The organism is Gordonia marina, from assembly GCF_052036135.1.
In the GTDB taxonomy this organism is placed as follows: Bacteria; Actinomycetota; Actinomycetes; order Mycobacteriales; family Mycobacteriaceae; genus Gordonia.
Window position 1 is genome coordinate 1 of the sequence record NZ_JBPSDN010000043.1, and the last position, 15,022, is coordinate 15,022.

Annotated in this window: 14 protein-coding genes; 11 read left to right on the forward strand and 3 right to left on the reverse strand. The window is 72.0% G+C overall.

What is annotated here, in order from left to right:
* The 9 genes from ACSEEN_RS18965 to ACSEEN_RS19005 form a co-directional block, all read left to right on the forward strand.
* Window positions 1-320: MspA family porin (locus tag ACSEEN_RS18965; protein ID WP_440714034.1), on the forward strand; the 320-nt coding region annotated here is incomplete at its 5' end.
* An 88-nt stretch (window positions 321-408) separates the two neighbouring features.
* Window positions 409-573 (forward strand): hypothetical protein, encoded by a 165-nt coding sequence (locus tag ACSEEN_RS18970; protein ID WP_298445010.1) that lies wholly within the window; start codon window positions 409-411, stop codon window positions 571-573.
* Window positions 574-698: 125 nt separating this feature from the next.
* The gene (locus tag ACSEEN_RS18975) at window positions 699-1,244 is read left to right on the forward strand and encodes a hypothetical protein (RefSeq protein WP_440714035.1); all 546 of its coding nucleotides are present in this window, start codon (window positions 699-701) and stop codon (window positions 1,242-1,244) included.
* A 210-nt stretch (window positions 1,245-1,454) separates the two neighbouring features.
* Window positions 1,455-5,180 (forward strand): nSTAND1 domain-containing NTPase, encoded by a 3,726-nt coding sequence (locus tag ACSEEN_RS18980; RefSeq protein WP_440714036.1) that lies wholly within the window; start codon window positions 1,455-1,457, stop codon window positions 5,178-5,180.
* Between the two features lie 45 nt (window positions 5,181-5,225).
* A complete protein-coding gene (locus tag ACSEEN_RS18985) occupies window positions 5,226-5,900 on the forward strand; it encodes a hypothetical protein (RefSeq protein ID WP_440714037.1) in 675 nt (224 codons plus the stop codon).
* 100 nt (window positions 5,901-6,000) lie between these two features.
* The gene (locus tag ACSEEN_RS18990; protein WP_440714038.1) at window positions 6,001-6,918 is read left to right on the forward strand and encodes a Rossmann-like and DUF2520 domain-containing protein; all 918 of its coding nucleotides are present in this window, start codon (window positions 6,001-6,003) and stop codon (window positions 6,916-6,918) included.
* Entirely contained in the window at window positions 6,915-7,877 is a 963-nt protein-coding gene (gene panC, locus ACSEEN_RS18995; RefSeq protein ID WP_371308576.1) for a pantoate--beta-alanine ligase, read from the forward strand. Before ACSEEN_RS18990 ends, panC begins: the two co-directional genes overlap by 4 nt.
* The gene (gene panD / locus ACSEEN_RS19000) at window positions 7,877-8,302 is read left to right on the forward strand and encodes an aspartate 1-decarboxylase (protein WP_247866180.1); all 426 of its coding nucleotides are present in this window, start codon (window positions 7,877-7,879) and stop codon (window positions 8,300-8,302) included. Before panC ends, panD begins: the two co-directional genes overlap by 1 nt.
* On the forward strand, window positions 8,302-9,102 hold the full coding sequence (locus tag ACSEEN_RS19005; RefSeq protein ID WP_298444997.1) for a type III pantothenate kinase: 801 nt from the start codon (window positions 8,302-8,304) through the stop codon (window positions 9,100-9,102). Before panD ends, ACSEEN_RS19005 begins: the two co-directional genes overlap by 1 nt.
* Window positions 9,103-9,184: 82 nt before the next feature.
* On the opposite strand, the gene ACSEEN_RS19010 is transcribed toward ACSEEN_RS19005, so the two are convergent.
* From ACSEEN_RS19010 to ACSEEN_RS19020, 3 genes are all read right to left on the reverse strand, one after another.
* A complete protein-coding gene (locus ACSEEN_RS19010; RefSeq protein WP_247866182.1) occupies window positions 9,185-9,574 on the reverse strand; it encodes a hypothetical protein in 390 nt (129 codons plus the stop codon).
* A gap of 190 nt (window positions 9,575-9,764) precedes the next feature.
* Window positions 9,765-10,535 (reverse strand): glucose 1-dehydrogenase, encoded by a 771-nt coding sequence (locus ACSEEN_RS19015; RefSeq protein WP_440714039.1) that lies wholly within the window; start codon window positions 10,533-10,535, stop codon window positions 9,765-9,767.
* Window positions 10,536-10,662: 127 nt separating this feature from the next.
* Entirely contained in the window at window positions 10,663-11,562 is a 900-nt protein-coding gene (locus tag ACSEEN_RS19020) for a LysR family transcriptional regulator (protein WP_298446447.1), read from the reverse strand.
* 106 nt (window positions 11,563-11,668) lie between these two features.
* Between ACSEEN_RS19020 and ACSEEN_RS19025 the strand changes: the two genes are divergently transcribed.
* Together ACSEEN_RS19025 and ACSEEN_RS19030 are read left to right on the forward strand one after the other, a co-directional pair.
* Window positions 11,669-12,850 carry an acyl-CoA dehydrogenase family protein gene (locus tag ACSEEN_RS19025; RefSeq protein ID WP_298446446.1) on the forward strand — a complete coding sequence of 394 codons (1,182 nt, stop codon included), beginning with the start codon at window positions 11,669-11,671 and terminating at the stop codon, window positions 12,848-12,850.
* Window positions 12,851-12,855: 5 nt separating this feature from the next.
* Window positions 12,856-15,015 (forward strand): thiamine pyrophosphate-dependent enzyme, encoded by a 2,160-nt coding sequence (locus ACSEEN_RS19030; protein ID WP_298446445.1) that lies wholly within the window; start codon window positions 12,856-12,858, stop codon window positions 15,013-15,015.
* Window positions 15,016-15,022: the final 7 nt, after the last annotated feature.

Genomic DNA, 15,022 nt, shown 5'->3' on the forward strand with positions numbered 1-15,022 from the left:
AGTTCTCGCCGAACGTGACGGTGAGCGGTACCGGTGGCGGTGGTTCGCTGGGTGAGGTCGGCGGTGAGCTGGGCGCGGAGGCGACGGTGATCCCGGCGGCGGATCTGGAGTTCACGGTCGGGGCGGGCAAGATCACCACCGCCACGCTGGCGGAGATCGCGCTGACCAAGCCGGTCGCCGACATCGTGTTGTCCGGGGTCGATGTGAACGTGACCAATGCGCTCGGACCGATCTCGGTGCGGCCGTTCGCGAAGATCTCGGTCACCTCGGAGACGGGTGTGTACGTGTACTACGCCTACGGCAAGACCTCCCGGATCTGACCGGGGCCTGCCGTATCCGGTCCGGTGACGGGCGCCCCGCGGTCGGGGCGGGACGTCCGTCACCGGTTCCGACTTTTCAGGAGTGAGAATGACCATCGTCTTCGCCGCCGGCGACCTGGCCCTGCTCATGTTGATCCTGGTGACCGTCGCTCTCGTGCTCGGCACGTGCGCGCTGTCGGTGCGCAGGCACCTGCGGCACGGCGGGGTCCTCGGGCGACGTGCCGGAGGACGGGCGCGACGGTCTCGGCACTGACTCCCGTGGCTTGGGCGAACACCTGCCTGAGCCACGGGACCGGGCCGGCCGGGCGACGTCGAGCCTCGTCGCGACGGCGGTGCATGGACCCGTCGCTGGGCCGTCGATGAGCGAAAGGCGGAGGTGTGAACAAGCTGAGGGCGGGGATGGCACGACATCGCCTCGCTGTGGCGGTCGTGCTCCTCATCGCGGTGATCGGCGTCGGGTGGTGGGTGACCATCGGTTCGTCGCAGCCCGTGCGGTACAGCCTTCCGGCCTCGGCATCGGTGCGTCCGAACTACCTCGACATCCAGAAGTTCAGCGGCCGCACGGTCGACGAGGTGCTGCGGACCCTCGGTGGCGCCGGCGGCGCGAATCTTGATCGGCCGATCCGAGAGTTTTCGCTGATCGATCTGGATGATCCGGGCCGCAAGACAGGCGTGGTGAACGCCGGGAACTGGGTGGTGGTGAACGCCGTCTTCGACCACCTCGACGATAGCTCGGACTACGTGCTGTGGCTCGGCGTCGTCGAGCCGGGTTCGGTGACCGCCCACCGGGAGGACATCGACGAGCGTCGAACGGGTCTGACCGACTGGGGCCTGGACAGCGACATCGTGCTGGCGAAGGCGCTCGGTCGTGACCCGGCGGAGTCGCCCGAGCAGGCGCTCGCGGTGCTCCGGACGGAGCGCTGAGACGCGCGCCTGGTGGCCCCCGCGGTCGGGGCGGGGCGTCCGCCGGTGCGCGCGACCTGCCTCGAAGTGAGTCGCATCACTGCTCTACCTTGTCGTGAGCTGAGACTCAATCGGTTACCGAATAGTGACCAATCCGTGTCGTCGTTCTTATTCTGTCGCGAGTGAGAGTCTCTCCGTCGGGGGTGAGGCTCCTCGTCCGACAGGCGAATGATGACGTTCTCAGAGGAACTGCGGAGGCTGTGGGCCGCCGCGGGCGATCCGACGCTCCGGAACGTGAGCGAGGCGGTCGCCGAGCGCGGCCGGCCCGCCGGGGTGACGGTACGCCAGAGCTTCCTCGGTCGCTTGAGCGATTGGCGCAAGGGTCGTCATCTGCCACGTGAGTTCGACGGCGTCCTGCTCCTCACCATCGCCGAACTGCTCGACCGTGCCCGCGCCAGGGACGCGCTCGCCGGCATCCCGGCTCGGATGGAGCAATGGGAGGAGCTGTGGCGCCAGCAACGGCTCGCCGAGTCCAGTGACGACGTCGCCTGCCCGTACCCGGGTCTCGCACCGTACGGGCCGGACGCGGCGGCGCGCTTCTTCGGCCGCGACGAACCGATCGCGGCCATCACCGCACTCATCCAGGACGCGCTCGACGACGGGGGCGGCCTGGTGGCGCTGGTCGGCGTCTCCGGCTCGGGGAAGTCGTCGCTGCTGGCCGCCGGGGTGGCGCCGGCGCTGACCGGCGAGGGCATGCGCGTCGTCGCGATGACGCCCGGCACCGATCCGGAAGCCGAGCTGACGCGGGCGCTCGACACGGCCGGCGACGGCGACGGGCCGCTGGTGGTGGTGATCGACCAGGCCGAGGAGTTCTTCACCGTCGCCGACAGCAGCCGGACCCTCGCGTTCGTGGAGACCCTGGGCGCGCTCACCGCGCATGACGCGCCGCATCCCGTCGCGGTCCTGATCGGCCTGCGCGCCGACTTCCTCTCCGAATGGGTGCGCTACCCGAGTCTGGTCGACGCGATGAACAAGCGCACCTACCTGCTCGGCCCGATGCGGCGCGAGCAGCTGAGCGAGGTCATCGTGGCGCCGGCCGCCGGGGTCGGCGTGAAGCTCGACCCGGGACTCACCGAGCTTGTGCTCGCCGAATTCTGCGGACCGCAGATGGAGGACTACGACGCCGGGGCGCTCCCGCTGCTCAATCACGCTCTCGCCACTCTCTGGCGGCACCGCACCGGCAACCGGCTCACCCTGAACGCCTACGAGGCGTCCGGCGGCGTGTTCGGCGCGCTCGGCGACACCGCCGAGCAGATGTGGTCGCAGCTCGACGGCGCCGTGCAAGACGAGGCCCGGCGAGTCCTCCTGCGGCTGGTCCACCTCGACGACACCGGCCGGGACGCCCGCGTGCCGCGGACGCGCGACGAGCTCCTGGCCGGTGCCGGTGAGGCCCGTGGTGCGCGCGGCGAGGCGATCGACGCGCTGGTCGGCGCCCGGTTGCTCACCGTCGACGGCGACGACCGGATCACCTTCACCCACGAGATCGTGATGCGGTCCTGGCCGCGTCTGCGGACCTGGATCGACGACGACCGGGCCGACCTCCTGGTCCGGCAGCGACTGGAGGATGCCGCACTCGTCTGGGAGGACGCGGGCCGCGACCGCAGCCTGCTGCTGCGCGGCACTCAGCTCGAACGCGCACGAGACGCCACCGGCTCCGGGGACGTCTCGCCCACGACCGCGGCGTTCGTCGCCGCCGCCGAACACACGGAGCTGCGCACCGGACGACTGCGACGGGCGGCGATCGTGGCGCTGATCCTCGCGACGGTGCTGGGGCTGACGATCAGTGTGATCGCCGCCCGCGCCAGCATCGAAGCGAACCGGCAGCGCACCGCCGCCGAACTCGGCCGCCTGCACGCCGACGCCGACCGGCTCCGCGACTCCGACCCGACGATGGCCGCGCGCCTGACCCAGCTCGCGCAGGAGCAGGCGCCGTCGGACGACAACCGCTCCCGTCTGATCGCCACCGCGAACCTGCCCCTCGCGATCGGCATCGACTCCGGTGCCGGCGCCGTCTACACCGTGGCGATCAGCCCCGACGGATCCCAGGTGGCCGGCACCGGCTCGGACGGTGCGCTGCGGATCTGGCGGGCGGGCCGGCCGGTCGACGCGCCCACGGTGCTGCGCGGACACCGGAGCTTCCTCACCAGCGTCGCCTGGTCGCCCGACGGGACCCGGCTGGCCACCACGTCCGACGACGGCACCGCGCGGATCTGGCCGGCCGCCGGCACCGGCGCCCCCACGGTGCTGACCGGCCACCGCGGCCGCGTCGTGTACGCCGCTTGGGCGCCGGACGGGCAACGGCTGGTCACCGGGGGGATGGACGGTACTGTCCGCGTCTGGGATACCCGGAGCGGAGCGCAGCTCGCCGAACTCGACGGCCACACCAAGGACGTGCGCACTGTCGCCTGGAGCCCGGACGGCAGGCTGATCGCCTCGGGCGGTGCGGACGGTACGGCGCGCCTGTGGGACGGGGCGTCGTACGCGCCGCGCGGGGTGATCACCGGTCATCTCGACACCGTGCACGCCCTCGCGTTCTCCCCGGACAGCCGCGTGCTGGCGACCGGATCTGACGACAGCACGGTCCGGATGTGGCAGGTGAGCGATCCGGCCGCGCCGGTCGCCCTGGGCCTGCCGATGACGGCGCACACCGCGCCGGTCTGGTCCGTCGGCTTCAGCCCGGACGGCCGCCGCCTGGTCTCGGCGTCGCTCGACGGCTCCGCACGCGTCTGGAGCGTCGCCCGGCCGGCGGTGCCGGTCCAGCTCGGGCAGACGCTCGACGGCGCCGCCAGTTCCCTGTATTCGGCGACCTTCACGCCCGACGGCCGGCGCGTGGTGACAGCGGGCGCGGACGGGGTGATCCGCATCTGGGATCTCCCGGACACGGTGCTCGCCGGGCACACCGGGCGGGTGGTCGCGCCGGCGATCGTCGCCGGACGGATGCTGACCGGCGACTCCGACGGCACGGTTCTCCTCTGGGATGTGCGGAACCCCGCCGAACCCGTTCTGCTCGACGCGACGCAGACCGCGGGCGGACCGCAGAACGACCAGCTCGCGCTCTCACCGGACGGACGCCTCGCGGCGGCGGCCACCGCCGACCACACCGTGCGGGTCTGGCCGCTCGACGCGCGCGGGCGTTTCGGTGCTCCGCAGACCCGCACCCTCGACACCCTCGACCAGCAGCGCGTCTCCTTCGCACCGACGATGGACGGTGGACGGGCGCTGATGCTGACCGGCTCCCGCGACGACTCCTTCCAGCTGTGGCGGGTCACCGCCGACGGGCAGGCCACCCCGGCCGGGCCGCCGCTGGTTCACGGTACGACCGGGACCTGGGCCACCGCCGCGGCCTGGAGTCCGGACGGCACCCGCCTGATCACCGCGGGCGTCGACGGAATGCTGAATCTCTGGGACGTCGCCGACCCGGATCACCCGCGGAAGCTCGGGGCCAGCCCGAATTCGGCCGGGGCGATCAACGCGCTGGCCTGGTCGTCCGAGGTGGTCGCGGCCGGTGGGGACGGCGGGCTCATCCGGTTCTGGCGGGTGCACCACGGCACCCTCACCCTGCTCGCACAGCGCACCGCCGAACGCGGCGGCACCGTCCGCACCCTCGAGTTCGCCGACGACGGCCACCGCCTGCTCTCGGCGGGTGACGGCCAGACCCTGATCGCGTGGAACACCGCCGATCCGGCGAACCCGCGCCAATGGGGAGAACCGATCGGCCCGGCCGGGGCGGGACGGTGGTACGCCGATGCCACCCCCGACGGCCGCGCGGTGGTGGTCGGCGGCGACCACGGGTACCTCGCCGTCGTCGTCCTGGACCCGGAGTACGCCGACCGGCGGATCGACCGGGCGTCGCTGCCGCTCACCGCGGACCAGCGTGCCCGCTTCGGAATCCGGTGAGTTCGCCCCCTTTGCCGGAAACGCGAAACCGCCTACCGTCGAGGAATGACCGAGCCGAGTAATCAACCGCCGCACGGCGGCGGCACCCCGCCGAATCCCTACGATCACCCCGCGGGCCGACCGGCCGCGCCGGACCGGTACGCACCGACGCAGTTCCAGACGCCGCCGTCGTACGGTCAGGCGCCGCCGTATCCCCAGCAGTCGCCGCCGTACGCGCCGCAGTACCCGCAGGCCCAGTCCCAGTACACGCAGCCCCAGTACGCGCAGCCATACACCCCGGCGCCCTACGGCCGGCCGCTCTCCGGTGCGCCCGCTGCCCCGGCGACACTGAGCCCGGCGGTGACGATCATCTCCTGGGTAACCGTCGGCCTGTGCGTCCTGGTCGCGGTGGCCGCGTTCCTGCCCTGGGTCACCCTCGGTGCGCTGAGCGTCTCCGGTCTCGACGACGGCCGCGACGGGACCATCACCCTGGGTCTCGCGGTGATCGTCGGCATCCTGGCGGTGATCAGCGGGGTGATCCGCAAGCCGTCCGGCGTGCATCTCGCCTCGGGCATCGTCGCGACCCTGGGCGGTCTGCTGGTGGCCGCCGTCGGCGTGGTCGACATCGTGGACATCACCGGTGACGGCCTGGTCGGTGTCGGTATCGGCCTCACGCTCACCCTGATCTTCGGGCTGGCCCTACTCGGCGCCGGAATCGCGGGCATCGTCAAACGACGGTGAAGCGAGTCACAGCCCGTGGCGCCCGCCGCGGTGCGCGCCTATCGTTGCGGTGTACGTCCGGTACCCGGCCGAGCCGGGACTGGAACTGCGACGGAGGACGATGGTGAACGCATCCCTGCCCGCCCCGCGCCTGACTGTCGGCGTCGTGTCGGCCGGCCGCGTGGGCACCGCTCTCGGCGAAGCGCTCGCCGCGGCGGGACATCGAGTGGCCGCGGTCCACGCCCCGTCGCAGGTCTCCCGCGAGCGCGCCGAACGCCGCCTCCCCTTCGCCCGGCTGGGCGCCGTCGACGAGGTCGTGACCGCCGCCGAGCTGGTCCTGCTCGCCGTTCCCGACACCGAGCTGCCGACCGTGATCGACCAGGTCGCCGCGGCGGTGCGGCCCGGACAGATCGTCGCCCACACCGCGGGCGCCCACGGCACCGCGATCCTGGCTCCCGTCGCCGAGCGCGGCGGCATGGTGCTCGCCCTGCACCCGGCGATGACCTTCGTCGACGGCCCGGACGACACCGCGCGCCTGGCGTCGTCGTGCTTCGGCATCACCACCGACGATCCCTTCGCCGACGCGGTCGCGGCCTCGCTGGTCCTGGAGATCGGCGGTACCCCGGTGCGGATCGACGAGTCGCAGCGCACGCTCTATCACGCCGCTCTCGCGCACGGCGCGAACAATCTGATCGCGCTGATCACCGACGCGGTGACGGCCCTGCGGGCGGCCATCGACGGCCCCCATCACCTCGCCGAACAGGCCACCGTCGACGGCGGTGCCGCCGGCCTGCCCGAGCAGATCCTCGGCCCGCTGGTGCGGGCCTCGCTGGAGAACGTCCTCGCGCTCGGGCCGTCGGCGCTGACCGGCCCGGTCGCCCGCGGCGACCGGGCGACCGTCGAACGCCACCGCCGTGCCCTCGAAACGCTGCCCGACCCGGGCGTGGCCCTCGGCTACCGCGTCCTCTCGGCGCGTGCCGCGGCGGCCGCCGGAGCCCCCGCCGACTTCCTCGACTCGATCGGAGTGCTGCCCGAATGACGATCCAGCAGGCCGCGCAGGCCCCGTACACGCCCGGCGCGCTCACCGTGCACCGCGACCCGGAACAGCTGCACCGGGTCTCCGCGGCGCTGCGTGCCACCGGCAAGCGCGTGGCCCTGGTCCCGACGATGGGCGCCCTGCACGACGGCCACCTGCAACTGGTCCGCGCCGCCAAGAGCCGCGGCAACACCGTCGTCATCGTCTCGATCTTCGTCAACCCGCTGCAGTTCGGTGCGGGGGAGGACCTCGACGCCTACCCGCGCACGTTCGACGAGGACTGCGCGAAGCTCGAAGCGCTCGGTGTGCCGCTGGTCTTCGCGCCGACCGTCTCGGCGATGTACCCGAACGGTCCGCGCACCACCGTCCATCCGGGTGCGGCCGGCCGCGGCCTGGAGGCCGCGCAGCGGCCCACCCACTTCGCCGGGATGCTCACCGTCGTGAACAAGCTGCTGAACATCGCCGCTCCGCACGCCGCGTACTTCGGCGAGAAGGACTACCAGCAGCTGGTGCTGATCAACCAGATGGTCGCCGACCTGAACATGGACGTCGAGATCATCGGCGTGCCGACCGTCCGGGAGGCCGACGGCCTCGCGATGAGTTCGCGCAACCGCTACCTCTCGCCCGCGCACCGGGAACTGGCGACCACCCTGTCGGCGGCCCTGCTGGCCGGTGCGCACGCCGCCGAGCACGGCGGTGACGCCGCCCTCGCCGCCGCCCGCGCCGTCCTGGCGACCGCCCCGGAGATCGAGGTCGACTACCTCGAACTGCGCGACCGCAACCTCGGCGACCCGCCCGCCGAGGGCGACGGCCGCCTGCTGATCGCCGCCCGATTCGGCGACACCCGGCTCCTCGACAACGTCGGCGTCGATCTCGGCGGTGTCCGCCGGGCCTACGACGACGAGGCCCAACGCGACTTCTTCGCACAGAACCACTCCACCGCTACGGAAGAGGGCAACTGATGTTCCGCACCATGATGACGTCCAAGATCCACCGCGCCACGGTGACCCAGGCCGACCTGCACTACGTCGGCTCGGTCACCGTCGACCAGGATCTCCTCGACGCCGCCGGCCTCCTCGAAGGGGAGCAGGTCGCGATCGTCGACATCGACAACGGCAACCGCCTGGAGACCTATGTGATCGCCGGTGAGCGGGGCAGCGGCGTGATCGGCATCAACGGTGCCGCCGCACACCTCGTGCACCCCGGCGACCTGGTGATCCTGATCGCCTACGGCATGCTCGACGAGGAGGAGCTCAAGACCTACTCGCCGAAGGTGGTCTTCGTCGACGAGCTCAACCGCCCGGTCACCCTCACCGACGATCCCGCCGACGTCCCCGCGGGCTCCGGCCTGAAGGATCCGCGGCAGCTCGCCACCGCCGCGGTCTGATGCTGCTCACGGTCACCGTCGGCAACACGAACATCCATCTCGGGGTGTTCGCCGGTTTCGGCGACCACGCGACGCTGGTGCGCGACTGGCGTATCCACACCGACCCGCACCTGACCGCCGACGAACTCGCGCTCACCTTCCGCGGTCTGCTCGGCGACGACATCGAGCGGGTGACCGCGGTCGCGGCGCTCTCCACCGTCCCGTCCCTGCTCCGTGAGCTGCGGGTGATGGCGCCGCGGTACTTCGGCGACGGCCCGCACGTCCTGCTCGAGCCGGGTGTGCGGACCGGTCTTCCGCTGCTGGTCGACAATCCCAAGGAGGTCGGCACCGATCGCGTCGCCAACGCCCTCGCGGCGCACGCCCGCTTCCCCGGCCGCCCCTGCATCGTCGTCGCCTTCGGTACCGCCACCGTGGTCGACGCGGTCTCGGCGAAGGGGGAGTTTCTCGGCGGCGCCATCGCGCCCGGCGTCAACCTGGGTGTCGAGGCGCTGTCCGACCACACCGTCACCGTCCGGCGAGTGGAGCTGCGCCCGCCGCGCAGCGTGATCGGCAAGAACACCGTCGAGGCCCTGCAGTCGGGCATCCTCTTCGGCTTCGCCGCCCAGGTCGACGGCCTGGTGCAGCGGATCCGCGACGACGTCCCCGGTTTCGGCGGCAGCGACGTGGCCGTCGTCGCCACCGGTTTCCTCGCCCCGCTCATGTACGACGAGTGCCGCACCCTCACCGACCACGCCCCGCATCTCACCCTCGACGGCCTCCGCCGCGTCTACGAGCGGGCCAAAGCCGCCCGCCCGCGCTGATCGCGGCCCGGAGGCCGGCTCGCGTGCTGTCCGGTGGTCGTCAGACGACCACCGGACAGCAGACGAGGGTGGGATGCGAGGGTCAGCGGTACTCGTAGGAACGCCACGGCTCGCTCGACACCGTGGCGCCGTCGGGTCCGGTGATCCACAGCCGGTCCGGGTGCACGTGGTAGGTGTACCCGTTGTTCGAGACGTGGAAACCGTACTGATTCTGCGTCGCGCCCCAGAGAGCGATCTCGTTTCCGGTGGTCAGCGCCTTGCCCTTGTAGGCCCAGCCGGTTGGGCCCTGCACCGGGCAGATGAGTACCCGGGACCAGTCGGATTCGGCCTTGACCTTGGCCGGACCGTGGCACCACGGGCCGCCCGGAAAGCCTTCGGCCGCCGCGGGCCCCGCCGCGAGTGTGGCGGATCCGGTGGCGAGGGTGGCGGCGGTGAGTGCCGCCGTGATGATCGTGCGAACTCGGTGTCGCATCGTGAACACGTCCTTCGCAGGTGAGCGGCAGCGGCCGGGCCGCCCCATTCCTGCGCGATCGACTGTGTCGGCCGCTACCCGGTATATCGGGCCGCGACCGCTGTGGCGTTAACCACAGCGCTCGATCCGGCGACGGCCAGACGGCGGAGTCGCGGGTCGTGACGACCCACGACTCCGCCCTCTTCCCGGCTCAGAGCAGCGAGGCGACCATGCCGCCGTCGAGCACCAGACTGCTCCCGGTGCACCACGACGACTCGCCGGACGCGAAGAACAGCGCCGCGGCGGCGACCTCCTCGGGGGTCCCGTACCGCCCTTGCTTCTGCTCGATGAGGCCGTCGAACCCGCCCGCGGGCAGACCGAGGGCCGCTTCGAAGTCGGGTGCCGCGGCGGTGACCAGTGCGGTGTCGATGAAGCCCGGCAGTACCGCGTTCACCCGTACGCCGGCCGGGCGGAACTCGATCGCCGCGGTCTCGGTCAGGTTGCGGACGGCGGCCTTCGCCGCGGCGTACGGGGCGAGCAGTGGCGATCCCGCGGTGGAGGTGATGGAACTGATCGTGACGATCGTGCCACCGCCGGACTCGGCGATCACCGGCGCGGCGTAGCGGATCGACAGGAACACCCCGTCGAGGTTCACCGCGGTCGTCTTGCGCCAGTCGGCGTACGACATCGACGCGATCGGCTGCACGAAGCCGACGCCGGCGTTCGGCACCATGATGTGCAGCGCCCCGAACTCCTCGTGCGCCCGCGCCACCAGAGCCTGGACCTCGGTCTCCGAGGTGACGTCGGTGGTCACCGCGACGGCTCCGTCCAGCGAGTCGGCCACCGACCGGGCGTTGGCGCCGTTGATGTCGGAGACGACGACCTTCGCGCCCTCGGCGGCGAACCGCCGCGCGATGGCCTCGCCCAAGCCGGCACCGGCGCCGGTGACGATGGCGACCTTGCCATCCAACTGCTTGCTCATACAGTTCTCCTCGTTTCCCGGACACCGCGTGTGCCCTCGGTCGCAGTCAACCGTCTGTCCGGGCGCGGAGATAGGTGTCGCGGGGACAAGATCGCGCGGTCGTTTTGTGCGCCGTGCCCGGGGGGCGTCACTCGGCGACGACGGCGCGCACCACCTCGGTCAGTGCGCGCACGCTCGGCCGGACCGCCGAGCCCGCGGCCCGGACCAGCACGACTCGCCGGGTCACCTCCTGCGTCAGCCCGATCCGGTCGATGTGCACCCGGTTGTTCAGCTCGACCATCAGATCGGTGACGAAGGTGGCGCCGAGACCGGCGCCGGCCAGCGCCAGTGAGACGGCGGTGTCGGTGATCTCGTGCCGCACCCGCGGCTCGAAACCCGCGTCCCGGCAGGCCGCCCGGACGGCGAGACCGAACTGGGTGTCCGGGGCGGGCATGATCCAGTCCCAGCCGGCCGCCGCTCCCAGATCCATCACCGCACCGGGCGACGTCCCGCCGGCCACCGCCAGCCCGAATCGCTCGGTGCGCAGCGTGACGGTCTCCACATCGGCGGTCCGCGGCATCGGGTGATGCGGGTACTCCACCCCGAACGCGGCGTCGACCTGGCCGCGCTGGACCGCCGCCACGGCGTCGTCGACGTCGAGTTCGCGGCTCCGCAGATCGAGCAGCGGATAGCGGCGCCGCGCCTCCGCGACGATCGGGGCGAGCAGGACGCCCGCGGTACTGCCGAAGACGCCGAGCGCCGCGGGTGCGGCGGCGTCGTTCTCGACGGCACGCACCGCGTCCCGGGCGGCGCGCTCGTCGCGCAGGATGGTCTCGGCGTGCGCGGCGAGGACCACACCGGCGTCGGTGAGCACCACGTTGCGGCCGGACCGGCCGATGAGGGCGGTGCCGACGCAGCGTTCGAGCGCGGAGATCTGCTGGGAGACCGCGCCCGGGGTGTAGCCGAGCTCGTCCGCGACGGCGATCATCGTCCCTTTCCGGGCCAGGTGGAGCAGGGTGTTGAGATGCGTCAGACTCATCGCCGCCATATAAGAAACTCTAAACGAAAACATCAAAAATCTATCGCTAGTGCTATTCAAAACGGCGGACGACGATGAAACGGTCCGAGACCGACCCCGAGGAAGTGCGCCGCCCATGACCGACCCCACCGGCATCGTCAGCCCCGATGAGCTGTTCGCCGTCGACTCCCTGCTCTCCGACGAGGAGCGTGACATCCGGGCCAGCGTACGGTCGCTGGTCGAGCGCAGCTTCGCCCCGCGGATCGCCGGCTGGTTCGAGTCGGGACGGATCCCGGCGGCCGAACTCGCCCGCGAACTCGGCGACCTCGGCCTGCTCGGCATGCACCTGCACGGATACGGCTGCGCCGGCACCTCGGCCGTCGCCTACGGCCTCGCCTGCCTGGAACTGGAAGCCTGCGATTCCGGACTGCGCTCCCTGGTCAGCGTGCAGGGCTCGCTGGCGATGTTCGCGATCCACACCTACGGGAGCGAGGAACAGAAGGAGCGGTGGCTTCCGGAGATGGCGGCCGGCCGCGCCATCGGCTGCTTCGGCCTGACCGAACCCGACTTCGGCTCCAACCCCTCCGGGATGCGGACCGCGGCGCGCCGCGACGGCGACGACTGGATCCTGACCGGCACCAAGATGTGGATCACCAACGGCTCGGTGGCCGACGTCGCGGTGGTGTGGGCGCGCACCGAGCAGGGGATCGCCGGGTTCGTCGTGCCGACCGACACCCCGGGATTCACCGCCAACCCGATCACCTCGAAGCTGTCGCTGCGCGCCTCGGTGACCAGCGAACTGGTCATGGACGACGTGCGGCTGCCCTCGTCGGCACGACTGCCCGGGGCCACGAGCCTGCGCGCCCCGCTCAGCTGCCTGAACGAGGCGCGCTTCGGCATCGTCTTCGGTGCCCTCGGGGCGGCCCGCGACTGCCTGGAGACCGCCGTCGACTACGCGCGCACCCGCGTCCAGTTCGGCCGGCCGATCGCCGGATACCAGCTCACCCAGCAGAAGCTCGCGGACATGTCGCTCGAATACGGCAAGGGCCTGCTGCTGGCGCTCCAGCTCGGCCGCCGGAAGGACGCCGGGCTGATCCGCCCGGAGCAGATCAGCGTCGGCAAGCTGAACAACGTCCGGGAGGCCATCGCCATCGCACGAGCGGCCCGGACGATCCTCGGCGCCAACGGCATCACCACCGAATACCCGGTGCTGCGGCACGCCAACAACCTCGAATCCGTGCTCACCTACGAGGGCACCTCCGAGATGCACACGCTGATGATCGGTCAGGCGCTGACCGGCGAGTCGGCGTTCCGGTGACCGTCGTGTCCGAGCCGGTAGACCTGCGTTTCACCGAACTGATCGGTGGCCTGGATGCCGCGGCGGTCCCGGCGTCGCCGGTCGCCGACGGGATCACCCCCGGCGACCTCCTCGCCCTGTACGACGCGCAGCTCTTGAGCCGGCACGTCGACCTCGCGGCGCGCCGGCTGCGCGCCGCCGGTCGCGGTTTCTACACGATCGGCTCGGCCGGTCACGAGTCGAACGCCGCGGTCGCCGCGGCACTGAGACCGACCGATCCGGCGCTCCTGCACTACCGCTCGGGTGGCTTCTACATGGCTCGCGCCGCGCAGGTGCCGGGGATCGACCCGGTGCGCGACGTGGTGCTCGGCCTCCTCGCCGCCGCCGACGAGCCCATCTCGGGCGGCCGGCACAAGGTGTTCGGCCGCCGTGAACTCGCCGTGATCCCGCAGACGTCCACCATCGCCTCGCACGTCCCGCGTGCGGTGGGCGTGGCCTTCTCGATCGACCGCACCGCGGCGCTCGGCGTCGACTCCGCGTGGCCCGCCGATGCCCTCGCGGTCTGCAGCTTCGGCGATGCCTCGGCCAACCACTCGACGGCGCTCGGCGGGATCAACGCCGCCGTGCACACCGCCTTCCAGGGCGGGCCGATGCCGCTGCTGCTGGTCTGCGAGGACAACGGTATCGGGATCAGCACGCGGACACCGGACGGCTGGATCGCGAGCAGGTTCTCCTCATCGCCAGGACTGGAATACTTCGCCGCCGAGGGGACGGACATCGCCGGGACGGCGGCGACGGCTCGCCGGGCTGCCGAATTCGTCCGCACGATGCGTCGCCCGGCGCTGCTGCATCTGCGCACCGTCCGGCTGATGGGGCACGCCGGGTCCGACCTGGAGACCGCCTACCGGTCGCGCGCGGAGATCGAGGCCGAGATGGACCGGGATCCCGTTCTCGCCGCCGCGCGCACGCTGATCGATCGGGGCGTGCTGACCGCCACCGAAGCCCTGGCTCGCTACGAATGGGCCCGCGACCGGGTCGCCGGCACGGTGGCCGAGGTCGCCGGTGCCCCGCGGCTCGTCTCGCCGGCGGCGGTGGCCCGACCGATCACCGAGGTCGTCGCCGAATCGGTCGCGGCCACCGCGGGCGACGAACCCGCCGCCGGCGCCGGCGCGCCGCTCAGCCTGGCCCAGTCGATCAACGCGGCGCTGGGCGAGGTCCTCGAGACGCGCCCGGAAGCGCTGGTGTTCGGCGAAGACGTCGGCCGCAAGGGTGGCGTCTACGGCGTCACGCGGGGCCTGCGCAAGCGCTTCGGCGGTGCCCGGGTGATCGACACCCTGCTCGACGAGCAGTCGATCCTCGGCCTCGCCCTCGGGGCCGGGGTCTCCGGCCTGCTGCCGATCCCGGAGATCCAGTACCTGGCCTACCTGCACAACGCCGCCGATCAGATCCGCGGCGAGGCCGCCACCCTGCAGTTCTTCGCCGACCGCCGCTACCGGAACCCGATGGTGGTCCGGATCGCCGGGTACGGCTATCAGAAGGGTTTCGGCGGGCACTTCCACAACGACAACGCCGTCGCGGCCCTGCGCGACATCCCCGGCCTGGTGATCGCCTCGCCGTCGCACCCGGGAGACGCGCCGGGCATGCTCCACGCGTGCGTGACGGCGGCGCGCACCGCCGGAGCGGTCTGCGTCTTCCTGGAACCGATTGCGCTCTACCACTCCCGCGACCTGTACGACGACGGTGACGGTCTCTGGACGGCGCCCTATCCGGGCGCCGAACCGGTACCGATCGGCCGCGCCCGCACTCACGGCGACGGCGCGGACCTGACCATCGTGACCTTCGCGAACGGTGTCCCGATGAGCCTGCGGGCGGCCCGGCGGCTGCGGGCTGAGGGGATCGGCGTGCGCGTGGTCGATCTGCGCTGGCTGGCGCCGCTGCCGGACGACGACCTGATGCGGGAGGCGGCCGCGACCGGCCGGGTGCTCGTGGTCGACGAGACCCGACGCTCCGGCGGGGTCTCGGAGGGCGTCGTCACGGCCCTGCTCGACGGCGGCTACCGCGGTGCGTTGCGCCGGGTGACCAGCGAGGACAGCTTCATCCCGCTCGGCGACGCCGCCCTGGAGGTTCTGCTCTCGGAGGAGACCGTCGTCGCCGCCGCCCGGGACATGACCGGGCGTCGCCGCTGACGAAATA